Source organism: Curtobacterium sp. MCSS17_005 (genome assembly GCF_003234225.2).
In the GTDB taxonomy this organism is placed as follows: Bacteria; Actinomycetota; Actinomycetes; order Actinomycetales; family Microbacteriaceae; genus Curtobacterium; species Curtobacterium flaccumfaciens.
This window is the reverse complement of sequence record NZ_CP126258.1, coordinates 577953-592949: the sequence shown is the minus strand read 5'-3', so window position 1 is coordinate 592949 and position 14997 is coordinate 577953. Positions and strand designations below refer to the sequence as shown.

General features: G+C 72.9%; 19 protein-coding genes. 8 read left to right on the top strand and 11 right to left on the bottom strand.

Going from position 1 to position 14997, the window contains the following annotated elements; translation table 11 throughout:
- Positions 1-96: 96 nt before the first annotated feature.
- Together DEJ20_RS02980 and pyrE are read right to left on the bottom strand one after the other, a co-directional pair.
- The gene (locus DEJ20_RS02980) at positions 97-2457 is read right to left on the bottom strand and encodes a septum formation family protein (protein ID WP_111234863.1); all 2361 of its coding nucleotides are present in this window, start codon (positions 2455-2457) and stop codon (positions 97-99) included.
- Positions 2454-3005 carry an orotate phosphoribosyltransferase gene (pyrE, locus tag DEJ20_RS02975; RefSeq protein ID WP_027464850.1) on the bottom strand — a complete coding sequence of 184 codons (552 nt, stop codon included), beginning with the start codon at positions 3003-3005 and terminating at the stop codon, positions 2454-2456. Before pyrE ends, DEJ20_RS02980 begins: the two co-directional genes overlap by 4 nt.
- A 96-nt stretch (positions 3006-3101) precedes the next feature.
- Here pyrE and DEJ20_RS02970 point away from each other — a divergent pair, with 96 nt between their 5' ends.
- Both DEJ20_RS02970 and DEJ20_RS02965 read left to right on the top strand, forming a co-directional pair.
- The gene (locus DEJ20_RS02970; RefSeq protein WP_146245380.1) at positions 3102-4769 is read left to right on the top strand and encodes a hypothetical protein; all 1668 of its coding nucleotides are present in this window, start codon (positions 3102-3104) and stop codon (positions 4767-4769) included.
- A gap of 74 nt (positions 4770-4843) precedes the next feature.
- Positions 4844-6193 (top strand): M23 family metallopeptidase, encoded by a 1350-nt coding sequence (locus DEJ20_RS02965; RefSeq protein WP_146245379.1) that lies wholly within the window; start codon positions 4844-4846, stop codon positions 6191-6193.
- Here the strand turns inward: DEJ20_RS02965 and DEJ20_RS02960 are convergent.
- Genes DEJ20_RS02960 through DEJ20_RS02935 form a run of 6 tightly spaced genes read right to left on the bottom strand, consistent with a single transcriptional unit; the run spans position 6190 to position 9298 of the window.
- The gene (locus tag DEJ20_RS02960) at positions 6190-7002 is read right to left on the bottom strand and encodes an aminoglycoside 3'-phosphotransferase (protein ID WP_220034973.1); all 813 of its coding nucleotides are present in this window, start codon (positions 7000-7002) and stop codon (positions 6190-6192) included. The two genes, DEJ20_RS02965 and DEJ20_RS02960, sit on opposite strands and share 4 nt — an antisense overlap.
- 8 nt (positions 7003-7010) lie before the next feature.
- Entirely contained in the window at positions 7011-7613 is a 603-nt protein-coding gene (locus tag DEJ20_RS02955; RefSeq protein WP_111234860.1) for a hypothetical protein, read from the bottom strand.
- Positions 7610-8251, bottom strand: coding sequence for a hypothetical protein (locus DEJ20_RS02950; RefSeq protein ID WP_111234859.1), 642 nt, complete (start codon positions 8249-8251; stop codon positions 7610-7612). The genes DEJ20_RS02955 and DEJ20_RS02950 overlap by 4 nt, the downstream gene beginning before the upstream one ends.
- A complete protein-coding gene (locus DEJ20_RS02945) occupies positions 8248-8619 on the bottom strand; it encodes a hypothetical protein (RefSeq protein ID WP_111089400.1) in 372 nt (123 codons plus the stop codon). Before DEJ20_RS02945 ends, DEJ20_RS02950 begins: the two co-directional genes overlap by 4 nt.
- Positions 8616-8807 (bottom strand): DUF2273 domain-containing protein, encoded by a 192-nt coding sequence (locus DEJ20_RS02940; RefSeq protein ID WP_111234858.1) that lies wholly within the window; start codon positions 8805-8807, stop codon positions 8616-8618. Before DEJ20_RS02940 ends, DEJ20_RS02945 begins: the two co-directional genes overlap by 4 nt.
- Complete coding sequence (locus DEJ20_RS02935; protein ID WP_111234857.1) at positions 8804-9298, bottom strand: Asp23/Gls24 family envelope stress response protein; 495 nt, start codon at positions 9296-9298, stop codon at positions 8804-8806. The genes DEJ20_RS02940 and DEJ20_RS02935 overlap by 4 nt, the downstream gene beginning before the upstream one ends.
- Positions 9299-9456: 158 nt before the next feature.
- Between DEJ20_RS02935 and DEJ20_RS02930 the strand changes: the two genes are divergently transcribed.
- Positions 9457-10293: an exodeoxyribonuclease III gene (locus DEJ20_RS02930; RefSeq protein ID WP_111234856.1), complete on the top strand. Its 837-nt coding sequence runs from the start codon at positions 9457-9459 to the stop codon at positions 10291-10293.
- A 151-nt stretch (positions 10294-10444) separates the two neighbouring features.
- Positions 10445-10693 (top strand): hypothetical protein, encoded by a 249-nt coding sequence (locus tag DEJ20_RS02925; RefSeq protein WP_027464862.1) that lies wholly within the window; start codon positions 10445-10447, stop codon positions 10691-10693.
- 33 nt (positions 10694-10726) lie between these two features.
- Here the strand turns inward: DEJ20_RS02925 and DEJ20_RS02920 are convergent, their stop codons facing one another.
- Positions 10727-11074: a four-helix bundle copper-binding protein gene (locus DEJ20_RS02920; protein WP_258377116.1), complete on the bottom strand. Its 348-nt coding sequence runs from the start codon at positions 11072-11074 to the stop codon at positions 10727-10729.
- On the opposite strand from DEJ20_RS02920, the gene DEJ20_RS02915 reads away from it, so the two are divergent.
- Positions 11073-11222, top strand: coding sequence for a hypothetical protein (locus DEJ20_RS02915; RefSeq protein WP_173032071.1), 150 nt, complete (start codon positions 11073-11075; stop codon positions 11220-11222). The two genes, DEJ20_RS02920 and DEJ20_RS02915, sit on opposite strands and share 2 nt — an antisense overlap.
- 139 nt (positions 11223-11361) lie before the next feature.
- Here DEJ20_RS02915 and DEJ20_RS02910 read toward each other — a convergent pair whose 3' ends face one another.
- The gene (locus DEJ20_RS02910; protein ID WP_111234854.1) at positions 11362-12285 is read right to left on the bottom strand and encodes an AEC family transporter; all 924 of its coding nucleotides are present in this window, start codon (positions 12283-12285) and stop codon (positions 11362-11364) included.
- Positions 12286-12369: 84 nt separating this feature from the next.
- Between DEJ20_RS02910 and DEJ20_RS02905 the strand changes: the two genes are divergently transcribed.
- The 3 genes from DEJ20_RS02905 (at position 12370) to DEJ20_RS02895 (ending at position 14324) form a co-directional block, all read left to right on the top strand.
- Positions 12370-12966, top strand: coding sequence for a nitroreductase family protein (locus DEJ20_RS02905; RefSeq protein WP_027464865.1), 597 nt, complete (start codon positions 12370-12372; stop codon positions 12964-12966).
- Between the two features lie 82 nt (positions 12967-13048).
- A complete protein-coding gene (locus tag DEJ20_RS02900; protein ID WP_017886352.1) occupies positions 13049-13483 on the top strand; it encodes an acyl-CoA thioesterase in 435 nt (144 codons plus the stop codon).
- Positions 13484-13565: 82 nt separating this feature from the next.
- Positions 13566-14324: an HAD-IIB family hydrolase gene (locus tag DEJ20_RS02895; RefSeq protein WP_111234853.1), complete on the top strand. Its 759-nt coding sequence runs from the start codon at positions 13566-13568 to the stop codon at positions 14322-14324.
- Between the two features lie 7 nt (positions 14325-14331).
- Here DEJ20_RS02895 and DEJ20_RS02890 read toward each other — a convergent pair whose 3' ends face one another.
- Positions 14332-14952 (bottom strand): phosphoribosylanthranilate isomerase, encoded by a 621-nt coding sequence (locus DEJ20_RS02890; RefSeq protein WP_111234852.1) that lies wholly within the window; start codon positions 14950-14952, stop codon positions 14332-14334.
- Positions 14953-14997: the final 45 nt, after the last annotated feature.

Genomic DNA, 14997 nt, shown 5'->3' with positions numbered 1-14997 from the left:
CACGCGGACAGTCCCGGGGCACGAGGAACGACGATGTCGTTGTCGTACGACGTCGACATCGTCGTTCGGCGTCGGACGTCGACCGACCGCCCGCCCCTACGCCCCCGGCGCCAACGACCCGGTCAGCGGCTGCCCCGACGACCGCGTCACGAAGCACGAGATGAACCGGTCACCCTGGTCCCACGTCGCCTGGTCCGGCGCGTAGGAACCCTGCACCTGCACGTCCCCCACGGCAGCGGCGGCCGAGGCGTTCAGCGCCGTGTCGGACTGGCACTGGTCGGCCGCCTGGGTCGCCAGGGCCTCGGCACCCGGGTAGGTGTCGCCCTCGACCGCGAGCCGTGCGGTCAGCTGCCCGATGTGCGGCGTCGCGCAGTCCACCACCGTGAAGGTCTGCGACCACGCGTTCGTGAACGGCGACAGGCACTCCCCGCCGGCCAGGTCGGTCCACGGGTGCTCACCGGGCAGGGCCGGGGTCGTGGCGAACTGCAGCGTGGCGGCCGGTGCTGCGGCGTCGCTCGGCTGCGAGGCCGACGCCGACGGCGCAGCGCTCGGTGTCGCCGGCGCCGACGAGGCAGCGACCGGCGACTTCGTCGGCACGGCCTGGTCGGCGATGTTGTTGCCGAGGATCCACTTCGACAGCAGGAACACCAGCACGATGAGCACGAGGATCAGCGCGATCGACCCGTAGATCAGCAACTGCTTGCCGCGCTTGCCCTCGTTCCGCAGCCGCGCGAAGCCCTCGTTGATGAAGTTGTCGCGTTCGCCGGACGGCCGGTCCGGACCGCCGGCAGGCCGTCCGCCAGGAGCGGGCGCCGGGGCAGCAGCAGGAGCGGCGGCAGCAGCAGGCACGGCAGCCGCGGGCACGGCAGCCGCCGGCATCATCCGCGTCCCGGTGTCCTCCGGGTCGTAGCCGGTGCCGCCGAGCTGCCCGACGGCCTCGGTGCCGAACAGGTCCTTGATGGCGCTCGTGTCGCTGGTCTCGCGGCCGTCCCACTCGGACTGGTCCAGGTCGTCCGGCGCCGCGGCCGGCAGGGACTCCGGCTGCGGACCGGTGTCGTTCCCGCGCAGCCCGAGCACGGCGTCGAGGTCCTGCCCGACCGACGGCGGCAGGTGCGCCGGGTACTCCTGGGCACCGGCAGCGGGCTCGACGAGCGGCGGTGCCGCGGTCGGCGGCACGGTCGCGTCGGGCTCGGACCACCAGGGCGTGCCGGCAGCCGGCATCGCGGTGGTCGGGGCATCGGCCTGGAGGCCCTCGGTCGCGTCCGGCACGTCGCCTCCGGCGGGCCCACGGGGCACGTCCACGGCCTCGGTCGCCCCCGACGGAGCACCAGCGGCATCAGCGGCGGGAACGGCAGCCGGAGCAGCCGTGTCCGACACGGCCGCGGCCGGGACCGCCGGGGGCACCACCGGCGGCACGGGGACCGCCGGCGGCACCGGGTAGGTCCGCGGTGCCTGCGGCATCCCGGAGGCCGGGGTGTCGACCTCGCCGGCGACGACCTCGTCCTCGTCCTCCAACTCGTCGGCGAGCGACCAGGACCCGGCGGACAGCGCGGTCGTGTCGAACGAGTCGGTGGTCAGCGTCGCCGGGACCTCGCCGGGCTCGTCGTCACCGATCGCCCAGTCGAACGGCCGGTCGTGCGCGCCGGTCTGCGTGGGGACCGGCCCGGTGCTGGTGATGCGCAGCAGGTCGGTGAAGGTCGGCGGCTCCTCGGTCGGGGGCAGCACGTTCTGGACGCCGAGGGGCTGCGGGGCAGCGGGAGCAGCAGCAGCGGGCGCCCCGGACTCCGGGTGGCTCCCGGTCGCGCGGCCGAGCCAGTCGACATCGGCGCGGCCCTCGCCGAAGGGGTCCACGCGGCGACGCTCGTCCTCGATGGCCTTCGACGCGGCAGCTCGTTCGTCGCGGTGGGTCTGTGCCGTCGGCAGCACGATCGACGACGGGTGCGGCGCGGTGGAGTCCGGCGGGACGTCGGCGGCGGCCGGGATGCGGTCGTGCAGTGTGGAGCGCTCGTGCTCGACGACGGCATCGGGGTTCTCGGAGGGCGCGAGCAGCTCGGGCGGCATCGCGATGGCCTGGGTCGCACCGTCGTCGAGCGCCGGAGCCGAAGCGGCCGGAGCAGACGCAGCAGGAGCAGCAGGAGCAGGAGCAGCCGGAGCAGGAGCAGCCGGCGCAGCAGCAGCAGGAGCGCGCTCGGCGTCCTCCGCCTCCCCCTCGGCCACGAACGGCTCGGGCAGCGGCGCGCCCGTCTCACGGGCGGTGCGCTCGGCCTCGCGGCGCTCCCGCCGCGACGGCCAGTCCTCCTCGCCGCGCGGAGCCCCGAAGATGTCCGCAGCGCTGCGGAGACCGTGGAACGGAGCGTCCGAGCCGGACGCACGCCGAGCCTCCAGGCCGTCGTCCCCGTCTGCCGGGCCGGCGGTGCCGTCGGGTTCGCGTGCGTCGTCCGGACGCTCCTCGGTCACGCGGTCAGCCCCAGATCAGCCAACCCGATGGCCGCGAAGTACGGGTAGCCGGCCGCCTCGATCGTCTCCTTGGCACCGGTGTCCCGGTCGACGACGACCGCGACGGCGGCGACGATCGCGCCCTCGCGCTCGAGCGCCTCGGCTGCCTTGAGCGGCGAGCCGCCGGTGGTGGAGGTGTCCTCGAGCACGACGACGCGCTTGCCCTTGAGGTCCGGTCCCTCGACCTGCTTGCCGCGGCCGTGGTCCTTCGGCTCCTTGCGGACGACGAAGGCGTCGTAGGTCAGGCCCTGGGCGGCGGCCTGGTGCAGGACGGCGCTGGCGATGGGGTCGGCACCCATGGTGAGGCCCCCGACGGCGGACACGTCCGGCACCTGCTGCACGAGCTCGGTCATGACCTGCCCGATCAGCGGCGCGACGCGGTGGTCCAGGCTGACCTTCCGCAGGTCGATGTAGTACGTCGCCTTCTTCCCGCTGGTCAGGGTGAAGTCGCCGTGGAACACCGCTTCGGAGGAGATGTACTGGATCAACTGTTCGCGCGCGTCGGTCACAGCCCACAAGGGTAGTCGGTCGGGCCCGCAACGCGCTCCCCCAGCCTGTGGGCCGCGGGGTGCCGGCACCGAGGCGGCCTCGGTACGCTCCGGGGCATGTCCCGAGCACCGCGCCGCCCCGCCGTGGAGCCGGCTCCGTCCGGCGACCGGCGGCCCGGCGAGGTGGCCGTCACGATCGGACGGGAGGCCCTGGGCGGCCTGGTCGCGCTGGCCCTGGCCGTCATCGCCCTGCGCCACGTCATCGCGACGGAGCGGGTGGCGTTGCTCTGGTACGACGGCGACTCGGTGCTGCTGCCGCTCGTCGAGCGCTCGCTGCAGGCCGGCCAGCCGTTCGAGTGGGCGATGTCGCCCGCGCTGTTCTTCTTCCCCGAGCTGCCCGTGTACCTGTTCTGCTCGCTGGTGACCGCGACGCCGCAGCAGGCCCTGGCGCTGAACGGGGTGCTCGTGCTCCTCGCCGTCTACGCGCTGGTGCGGGCCGCCGCGAACGAGCTGATGCCGTCCGCCGGACGCCCTGCCCGGATCGCGGTGTCTGCGGGGGCGCTCGGTCTGGTCACGCTGCTCGTGCTGACGGAGTCGTCGGCGACGGCCACGTCGCTTGAGCTGGCGTCCCTGCTGCTCACGACGACCTACTACTACGGCGCCGTGCTGGCGGTGCTCGGCACCGCGGTGCTCGTGCTGCGGGCGGTGCGCGTCGGCCGGGCGTCGGCGCCCCTGCTCGTGGTGCTCGGACTCGTCGCCGCGTGCACGACCGCGTCCAACCCGCTGTACGTGCCCTGGTCCGCCGCTCCCGTCGTCGTCACCCTCGGGCTCCTGGTGCTGGCACGGCGGGTGCCGTGGCGCCCCGCTGCGCTGCTGGCCGGCGCCGTCACGGTCGGTTCGGTCGTCGGGTACCTGGTGCGGATCCCGCTCCGGCCCTTCGTCTCCCTCGACCCGGCGACGTACGTGCAGCCGTCGCGGGCCGGGGAGACCCTGCGGTTCTTCGCGGCGCTGACCGACGACCGGGCGGGCACGGCACCGGGCGACCTCGGGCTCCTGCTGCTGTTCGCCGGGGTGCTCGTCACCGTCGGCGGCACGGTCTGGGCCTGGCGGGTCCGCACCGCACGCACCGTGCTGGTCGCGACGGCGCTGCCGCTGGTGACCGTCGTCGCCGTGTCCGTCGGGGTCGTCGTCGCCGGGTCCGAGACCCCGCGCTACCTGCAGCCGATCGTGACGGCACCGCTGCTCGCACTCGTCGCCGTGGCCGAGCTCACCCGCACCGCGGTCCGCCGCACCCGCGTGCACCGCCCGCACCGCGGGGTCCGGGCGGGGGTGGCGGTCGCGATGGCCGCCGTCCTCGCGACCGGGATCGCCGTGGCCCCCGGCACCGCCCACGCCGTGTCGACCGCGCGGTACCCGGCGGCCGCGTGCCTGGACCGCTGGGCCGACGGGCACCAGGTCACGGGCGTCGGGCAGTTCTGGACGGTCCGGCCCCTCGCCACCTACGCGTCGACGAACGTCGGGCTGCTGCAGGTCCGCGACACCTTCGAGACGTACCCGTGGCTCGTCGACCTCGGCGCGTACCGCGACGCCGACCCGAGCTTCGTGGTGGTCGGGTCGCACGACCTCTGGACCACCGCGGTCGAGGACTCACTCGGCCCCCCGGCGACGATCACCCACTGCACCGGGTTCGACGTCTACGACTACGCCGGCACCGCCGGGCAGGCGATCCTGCGGCGCGACGTCGTCGGGAGCGCCGACGTCATCCGACGCGACCGCGGCTTCTGATCCACTGCTGAAGTTGTCCACAGCGGCGCGTTGCCGTCCGATGCTCGCTGTACGGATGTATAGGCTCGTGGTCGATGTCTCGCCCCACCAGCCCCCGCGCCCACCGTGTCCCCGTGCGCCTGCGCCTCGCCGTCACCGGCCTGGCACTCGCGGGCCTCGTCGGCACGGTCATCGCCGACGCTCCGGCAGCCCAGGCGGTGACCTACCCCACGTGGGACGAAGTGAAGTCCGCCCGCGGCAAGGAATCCGCGAAGCAGGGCCAGATCACCGAGATCCGGGGCATCATCAGCGAGCTCGACGCCAAGGTCGACGCTGCCGAGGCGAAGGCGCAGAAGCTCGGTGACGTGTTCTACAAGGCACAGCGCAAGGCCCAGACCGCGGCCGAGAAGGAACAGCAGCTCCGCGCCGACGCGAAGGACCACGCGAAGGTCGCCGACCAGAGCGCCGCGCAGGCCGGGCAGTTCGCCGCGCAGATGTCCCGCTCCGGTGGCGCCGACGTCACCACCTCGGTGATCACCCAGGGCGAAGACGCCAGTGATCTGCTCTACAACCTCGGTGCGCTGAGCAAGCTCTCCGAGCAGGCCGAGCGCGTGCAGGCCGCCGCGAGCGCCGACGCCGCCGTCGCCAGCTCGCTCGAGGCACAGGCCGACCGCGCCGCCGAAGCACTGGGCGACCTCGCTGCCGAAGCCGAAGACCGCATGCAGGAAGCCCAGGCGGCGTCCGACGCCGTGCAGGCCGCCTACGACGAGCAGCAGTCGAACAAGGCCCGACTCGACGCCCAGCTCGCGACCCTGACCTCCGGCCGCGTCCGGACCGAAGCCGAGTTCGCCAAGGGTGAGCGCGTCCGCAAGGCGGCGGAGGAGAAGGCAGCACGCGAAGCCGCAGAGCGCGCAGCCGCCGCGCAGCGAGCAGCTGCCGCACAGGCCGCCGCGAACTCCGGTGGGGGCGCTCCGTCAGGCGGCTCGACCGGCAGCAGCGGTTCGGGCGGCGGCGGGTCCGTCGGCGCGGGCTCCGGCACCGGCTGGGTCCGCCCGGCGAGCGGCTACGTCATCAGCCCCTACGGGTACCGCGTGCACCCGATCACCGGCGTCGTGACCATGCACGAGGGCACCGACCTGGCGAGCGGCTGCTACACGCCCATCGTCGCGGCCTCGGCCGGCACCGTCGACTACGTCGGCTGGTACGGCGGCTACGGCAACTACGTCCGCATCAACCACGGCGGCGGTGTCCAGACCGCGTACGGCCACATCGTCGACGGCGGCTTCCGGGTCGCCACCGGCCAGCAGGTCTCCGCGGGGCAGCTCATCGCGCTCGTCGGCTCCACCGGGGCGTCGACCGGCTGCCACAGCCACGTCGAGGTGCACATCAACGGTGCCACCACCGACCCGGTGCCCTTCATGAGCGCACGCGGGGTCGCCTTCTAGCCGACCGGCCCCGGCCCCGGCTCGTCGATCCCGTCGTCGCCGGCGTTCCACAGCGCCCGGTACCAGGCGGTGCGCTCCGGGTCGTCCGGCAGACCGTACGCCCGGTGGAACAGCGGCTCCCACCCGGGTCCGTAGTTCCAGCCGAGGGCCATCGTCGCCACCGCGATGTCGGCCCAGCGGTCCGCGACCCCCATCGCAGCCAGGTCGACGTGCCCGCTCCACCGCCGGTCCGCACCGATGAGGGTGTTCGGCGTGCACGGGTCACCGTGGCAGACGACGATCCGGTCGGTCGGCGGCTCCGGACCGAGACCGCCCGGGCCGCGCTCGGTGTCGGCGTCGGCGTCGGCCCCGCGCGCCCGATCGAGCCGGTCCGCGGTCGCCCACGTGAACGGGCAGTCGTCGACCGGCAGGGTGTCGTGCAGCGCGCGCAGCCCCTCGCCCACCGCGACCACCGCGGTCCGGGGTTCGTCGTGCCAGCGCGGGTCGACGGCGCTCCACCCGGGCACGGCACGGGTGTGCAGCCAGACGCCGTCGTCGTCGGCGCCGTGGTCGAGCACCTCCGGCACTCGGGCGTACCGGGACGCCCACGTCAGCCGCGCGGCCTCGCCGCTGATCCACGAACCGTAGGCGCGCGGCAGCACCTTCACGAACGCGTCGGCGTGCGCGTCCGGTCCGATCCGGAACGTCGTCCCGCCGATCTGGTTGTGCCAGACGAGCGCGACCTCACGCCCTCGGGCGACGTCGGTGACCACGCGCGGCACCGGGACGGTCTCGCCCGGCCGGGGCAGTCCGCCGATCGAGCGCACCACGGCGACGCTCAGTGCACGCGGTCCGGGCGGGAGGACCCCGACCCACCACGGGCGATCTCGAGCAGCACGGGCAGGCGTTCGCCGAGCAGGGCGTCCAGGTCGGCGACGACGGCCTCGACCCGTTCGGTGATCTCCCGCGGCGCGGCACCCCGGCGCGGACGGACCCGCACCCGGATCGCCCGACCACCACGGACCCGGTAGACGTCGACGGCGAGGGAACCGACCTGGGGCATGTCGCCGATGGCCGAGGAGAGCGCGTGCTGCACGGCCGTGGACTCGATGCGTACCGAGCCGGCGACGCCGTCGGCCGAACCGTCGCTGTCCACCACGGTGCCCTCGCGGCCACCGCCGAGCGTGGTCAGCACGACGAGTGCGAGCACGCCGAGCACGACGCCACCGCCGAGTACGCAGGTCCACGCGAACACCGAGTCGTCACGCGACGCCCCCGTGCCGAGTCCGGCGAGGGCATCGCCGACCGTGCGCCACCACGAGGCGACGAGGGGCAGGCCCTGCGCGGTCTGCACCAGGATCGCGGCGACCCCGGCGACGAGCAGCACGAGCCCGAGCACGACGAGCGCCGTCCGGCCGACCGCGCGGTTCGTGGCGTTCATCCGTCCACCCGTCCGGTCGGCTGCACCCGGACCCGCGCGGCCAGCGTCGGCTGCGCGTCGATCGCGGCGAACTCCCGCTCGACGGCCTCGGTCGCGGCGACCGCGGGGACGTCCACCCCGGCTGCTGGACGGAGCACGACGTCGACCGTGCGGCGGCCGACGGTTCCCACGGCGGCGTCGGCGCCCAGGCGGGTCGCGGAACGGGCGGCGCGGGCCGCAGCGGAGGCCAGGACCTCATCGTCGACGACGACTGCGAGCCGGTCGGACGACATCACGTGCCGTGGACGACGCTGGGGCAGGATCCCCTGCAGCAGGAGCACCAGGCCGATCAGGGCCACGACGGCGCCGATGCCGATCACGATGGTGGTGTCGAGGCCGTCCGGAGCGGCGAGCGCGGCGTCGACCACGGCACGGGGGTCGACACCGAGCACGTTCTGGTCGAGCAGGACGAGTGCGCCGGCGAAGACCGCGGCGGCGGCGAGCACCAGGGCGATGAGCATCGCGACGACGACGGCGCCCGAGCGGGAGACGTGGGTCTCGCGGCGCAGCAGGCGGCGGTAGGTGGCGTGGTGGTCGTCGTGCGAGGGGCCGGCGGGGACGACCGGCTCGGTGCTCCCGACGGCTGTGGCGGCGGTCACCGGACCCTCCGCGGGGTGTCCACGACTGACGACGCGAAGGTCACGGTCACGCGGGCGACCTGTCGGCCGGTGATGGTCCGGAAGCGCTCGGCGATCGTGCCGCGAGCCCGGTGCGCCGTGGCGACGACGGGTTCGTCGGGGAGTGCGTGCGAGCCCAGCACCGGCAGGGCGAGCGGGGCCGTGATCTCGACCGCCAGCGCGCCGCGACCGTCGTCGGCGACCCGGGCACGGACCTCCCGGAAGGCCACGCGCAGTGCTTCGGCGGCGACCGCCTGGGCGGTGTGCACCAGCGCCGACGTGCCGATGCGGTCGGAGCCGCGGAGCCGGACGCCGCTGTCGCCGGCCGTGGCGACGGCGGCGTCGCTCACGACGAGCTCCGGCGTCCGCGCAGCACGTCCAGCAGACGGCGGAAGTCGACGTCGCCCGTGACGATGCGGGCGACCAGAGCGCCGAGCGCCATGCAGACGGCGACGACGACGAACGCCCAGAACCCGAGCGTCACGGCGACGATCGCGAGCAGGGCGCCGATGCCCATCCCGACGACGGTGGCGTTCACCGGACTCGACCGTCCCGGGTGTCGAGCTCGTCCGCGACGCCGTTGAGCGCCGGGATGTTCACGTCGTTGATGGCGATGTTGACCTCGGTGACCTCGAGGCCGACGAGTTCGGTGACGGCGTTCGTGACGGCGGCGCGCACCGCGGAGGCGACCTCCATCATCGGCGTCGGGTAGTCGACCACGATGGTCAGGTCGACGGCGACCTGGGTCTCACCGACCTCGACGCGGACGCCCTGACCGAGCGCGCTCGAGCCGATGGCGTCGCGGATGGCACCGAACGCCCGCGAGGCGTTGCCGCCGAGCGCGAAGACGCCGGGGACGTCGCGGGCGGCGATGCCCGCGACCTTCGCGACGACCGTGTCGTCGATGATGGTCCTGCCCTTGGCGGTGACCTGCGTCGTGGTGGTGCCGGCGGGCTGGGTGCTCCCGGCCCCGGTGCCGAGCGCGGCCCCGGTCGTGGTCCCGTCGACGCGGTTCGTCGTCGATGCCATTGCTGCCTCCGTGCGATCGATTGCTGGCCTCCAGCGAACACCATCGTGCCGCACGCCGTACAGGCGGCGTACGTGCCGTACGCCGCACAGGCGGCGCACGGGCCGTCCGGTCGCGCAGCCGACCTCGTCGTCAGTCGGCACCGGTAGGTTCTTGTTCCATGCGCGTCGCGACCTGGAACGTGAACTCCGTCCGCACCCGAGTGGGTCGGATCGTCGACTGGCTGGTGCGTGAGGACATCGACGTCCTCGGCATGCAGGAGATCAAGTGCAAGCCGGAGCAGTTCCCGGTCGAGCAGTTCGAGGCCGCGGGGTACCACGTCGAGGCGCACGGCCTGAACCAGTGGAACGGCGTCGCGTTCGCCAGCCGGCTGCCGATGGAGGACGTCACCCGCGACTTCCCCGGCCAGCCCGGGTTCCTGAAGGGCCACGAGGGGCCGGACCTGCCGGTCGAAGCCCGCGCGATCGGCGTCACGGTCGACGGCGTGCGGCTCTGGAGCCTCTACGTCCCGAACGGCCGCGAGCTCGGCGACCCGCACTACACGTACAAGCTCGACTGGCTCGGCCAGCTGGCCGACCGCACTTCGGAGTGGATCGAGGCATCGCCGGAGACCCCGCTCGCGCTGATGGGCGACTGGAACGTCGCACCGCTCGACCAGGACGTCTGGGACATGCGGGTCTTCGAGGGGTCGACCCACGTCAGCGAGCCCGAGCGGGCAGCGTTCCGCGAGTTCGAGGCGCGGGGTCTGCAGGACGTCGTCCGCCCGATCGTGCCCGACGGCTACACCTACTGGGACTACAAGCAGCTGCGGTTCCCGCGCAACGAGGGCATGCGCATCGACTTCGTGCTCGGCTCGCAGGCCTTCGCCGACGTCGTCACCGACGCCTCGATCCACCGGAACGAGCGCAAGGGCGACGCCCCGAGCGACCACGTCCCCGTGGTGGTCGACCTCGACCTGGACACGTCGCTCGACGACGACCGCCCGATGATCTTCTGATCGGAGTCGGGTCACCGGCCCCGTCCGGCCCGGCCCGGCCCGGGATCGGCGCCCGTCCGACTCTGTTACGCCCGGCGTCCGCCGTGATTGAGCCGTCCGTCACGCCGACGTAGGTTTCCTGCACCGAACCCCTTCGAGAGCAGGTGAAGCCATGTCCCGCACGACGATCCTTCCCATCCAGCGCCTCATGGCGACCGCAGCCCCCGGTGCGTGGCGCGACGGCATCGTCGTCGAGACCCGCGCAGCCGACGCCGTGGTGCTGTTCCTCGACGGGAGCATCACCCAGCTGCGGGTGGCGGACGCCGACGGCGTCCTGTCGGTCGGCGAGCCGGTCGCCCACCACCCGGTCGCGGAGATCCTCAGCGCCGGCGGTCGACAGACCACCGCACGCGTCGCGTAGCGCGCACGCGTCGGGGCGCGCAGGCGGAGCGGGTCAGGCCGCCATCGAGTCGAGCATCGACTGGCACTTCGACACCATCTCGTCGCAGGCCATGGCGCAGTAGCGGCACGACTCGTCCATGTCCTGGTGCTGGCGGCACTCAGCGGCACACGCGGTGCCCATCGCGACGACGGCCATGAGCATCGCCTGCATCGCGGCGGTGTCCATCCCCATCGGACGCATCATCATCCGCATGCCGGTGTCGGCGAGCATCGCGGTGTTCGAGCACATCGCGGCGCAGGTGGCCATCTCGCCGCCCATCCGCATGTCGGCCGCGGAGCACATCGTCGCGGCCATCGACGCGGCGTTCATCGCCATCATCGTGTCCTGCATCATGTCCATGTCCATCTCCATGGGCATGTCCGTCATCGACATGTTCTTCATCATCGCCATCGTGTCCATCGCCGGTCTCCTCGTCGTGGTCATCGGTCACGGAGCGGTCCGCCCCGCGTGCCCGCCAGGGTACGCGCGTGCCGTCCGCGCTTCGTGAGCAGAACCGGTCGGGTCCGCGGACGCGACCCGACACTTGCTGCTCACCATCCGCGGTGGTCGCCACCACGGCCGGACGGGAGGCCCGGTGCGCCCCCGCCACGGGCCTCCCGTCCGCCCCGCGGCGCTTCCACGGCGCGCTACGGGTGCAGCAGGGCGGCGATCGCGACGAGCACGGGCACCGAGCCGAGCGTCGAGATGAGCACGACGTCGCGCGCCACCGGGACCGCTGCCCCGTACCGCTGCGCGTAGTTGAAGACGTTCTGCGCCGCCGGCAGGGCGCCGAGGGTGGTGAGCACGAAGACCTCCTGGTCGCCGAGCCCGAACACGAACCGGGCGAACACGAACGCCACGGCCGGCATCACCACGAGCTTGATCGACGACGCCACGATGACGTCGGTGCGGATCGCCGGGTCCCGCAGCGGGGTCGCACCGTGCAGGCTCATCCCGAACGACAGCAGCACGACGGGCACCGCGGCCGCGCCGACGAGCGAGAACGGCTCGAGCACGGGGTCGGGCAGCGTGATCCCGGTCGCCGAGCACACGAGCCCGACGAGCGAGGCGATGATGATCGGGTTCCGGAACGGCCCGGCGATCCGCCGACCCCATCCGCCGCCACCCGCGGTCGCAGCGTCGAGGATCGTCAGCGCGATCGGGGCCATCACGACGAGCTGCAGCAGGATCACCGGGACGACCGCGGTCGCCTGGCCGAGCACGTACACGGCCACCGGCAGCCCGATGTTGTTCGCGTTGACGTAGCTCGACGCCAGGGCGCCGACGGTGGTCGTGGTGACCGAGCGGCGCAGCACGAGGCGGAACACGGCGGCGGCACCGAGGGCGACCACGGCGGCGCTCAGCAGCGAGACCCAGAGCATCGACGACAGCAGCGACGCGATGTCGGCGGTCGCGATGGTGTGGAACAGCAGGCACGGCATCAGCACGAAGAACGCGAGCCGGCTCATCACGAACTGCGCGTGCGGGCCCAGCAGGCCGATGCGCCCGACGACGTACCCACCGGCGATGATCGCGCCGATGATCGCGAAGCCGGTCAACACGCCACCCATCCCGTCCATCCTGGCACCTGCCGGCGGTGATGTGACGTCACTCAGGTCGGAAATGCGTACGCATCGAATACCGTTGAGCGCATCATGACCTCGACGAACGCCGACACCCTCACCCGGTCCACCGACTCCAGCCAGCCGCTCGTGCCGCTGCTCGAGGAGCGCTGGAGCCCCCGCTCCTACGACGAGACCGCGACGATCTCGGACGACCAGCTCGACGCCGTCCTCGAGGCCGCTCGCTGGGCACCCTCGGCCATGAACTTCCAGCCCCGCCGCTTCATCGCCGGCCGCCGCGGCACCGAGACGTTCCGGAAGATCAACGAGAACCTGCTCGGCTTCAACGCCGCCTGGGCCTTCCGCGCCAGCGCCCTCGTCGTCGGCGTGCTCGAGACCGTGACCGCCGACGGCGAGGAGCGCCCCTTCGCGCAGTACGACCTCGGCCAGTCGCTCGCCGCGCTGACCGTGCAGGCGCACGCCGAGGGGCTGCACGTGCACCAGATGGCGGGCATCGACGCCGCCGGGCTCCGTGCCGCGTTCGACCTGCCGGAGCGCTTCCTGCCGTACACGGTCACGGCCGTCGGCACCGTGGCGCACCCGTCGCAGCTCGACGACAAGGCCGCCGAGCGCGAGGTCGCCCCGCGCACCCGCATCCCCCTCGACGAGGTCGTCCTCGTCAAGGAGTGAGCACCGGCGGTACCGCCGCCCGCGATCGCCACGACGGCCGCGTCCCTGCGGGGGCGCGGCCGTCGGCGTACCATGACGTGACATGGATCAGCACCAGGACGACGCCCCGCCGGAGATGAACTTCTACACCCGGAAGTGGGTGCGACCGGAGGACCTCAACGCCAACGGCACCCTGTTCGGCGGCAGCCTGCTCCGCTGGATCGACGAGGAAGCCGCGGTCTACGCGATCATCCAGCTCGGCAACGGCAAGGTCGTCACGAAGTACATGTCGGAGATCAACTTCCTGTCCTCGGCGAAGGAGGGCGACATCGTCGAGATCGGCCTCGTCGCCACCCGGTTCGGCCGGACGTCGCTGACCATGCGTGCCGAGGCGCGCAACCTCTTCACGCACCGCAGCATCCTGACGATCGACGAGGTCGTGTTCGTGAACCTCGACGAGGACGGCAACCCCGCCCCGCACGGCTACACGGACATCACCTACGCCCGCGACCGGGTCCCCGCCACGCACCGCGCGTGACCCCGCAGACATCGCGCAGCACCCGGGCACCCGGGTGGTCGCACCCTGCGGGTGGTCGGCGGGCTCTGGCAGGATCGGTGGCATGACCACGCCCCGCCTCGTCGCCTTCGACCTGGACGACACGCTCGCCCCGTCGAAGTCCTCCCTCGACCCCCGCATGCTCGAGACCTTCGCGTCCCTGCTCGAGGTCGTGCCGGTCGCGGTCATCTCCGGCGGCAACTTCACCCAGTTCGAGCAGCAGCTGGTCACCCCGCTCCGGCAGCGCGACGGCCTGACGCTCGACGCCCTGCACCTCCTGCCGACCTGCGGCACCCGGTACTACCGCTGGGAGGACCAGGACTGGGCACTGCAGTACGCCGAGGACCTCACCGACGAGCAGAAGGACCGCGCCCTCGCCGCGGTCGAGGCCCGTGCGAAGGAAGCCGGGTACTGGGAGTCCGAGACCTGGGGCGCCATCCTCGAGGACCGCGGGTCGCAGATCACGTTCTCCGCCCTCGGTCAGTCGGCCCCGGTGGACGTCAAGAAGCAATGGGACCCGACCGGCGAGAAGAAGGACCACCTGCGCCGACTGGTGCAGCAGGACCTGCCCGACCTCGAGGTCCGCTCGGGCGGCTCCACGAGCATCGACATCACCCGCAAGGGCATCGACAAGGCCTACGGCATGCAGCGCCTCGCCGAGATCACCGGCATCGCACTCGACGACATGCTCTTCGTGGGCGACCGGCTCGACCCCGAGGGCAACGACTACCCGGTGAAGGCGCTCGGTGTCCCCTGCCACGGGGTGCAGGGCTGGGAGGACACGGACGCATTCCTGACGGAGCTCATCCCCACCCTGCGCTGACCGGGGCTCAGCCCAGACTGCGGACGGCCTCGACGAACGCACGGATCTTCGCGGGGTCCTTGACGCCACGCTCGGACTCGACGCCGCTCGACACGTCGACGCCGTCGGGGTCGAGCGCCTCGACCGCGGCGACCACGTTGGCCGGGGTCAGCCCGCCGGCGAGGATCCAGGCCTCGTCCACGCCCTCGATGGTGGCCGGGTCGATCAGGCGACCGCTGCCGGGCACGGCAGCGTCGAGCAGCAGCAGGTCGTGGTCGAACGCGGCGCGCTGCTCGGGCGTCTCGCGCAGGTAGTCCTCGGCCGCGATGGCCCGGATGGTGAAGAAGCCGGCGTCGCGCGCGCGGGCGAAGTCGGACGCCGACTCGCCACCGTGCAGCTGCAGCGTCGTGAGCCCGACCTCGGAGGCGATGCCCACGATCTCGTCGATCTTCTGGTCACGGAAGACCCCGACGGCGTCGATGCCGTCCGGCACCCGCTCGACGAGTTCCTTCGCCAGGTCGGCGGTGACGGTCCGGGGGCTGCCCGCCGCGAAGACGAACCCGACGGCGTCGGCACCCGCGTCGATGGCGGCGTCCACGGTGTCGGGCGTCGACAGGCCACAGATCTTGATCCAGCGCTGGTCGGTCATGCTGTCCATCCTGCCAGGGTGCTCCGGTGCCCGGAGCACGGAGCC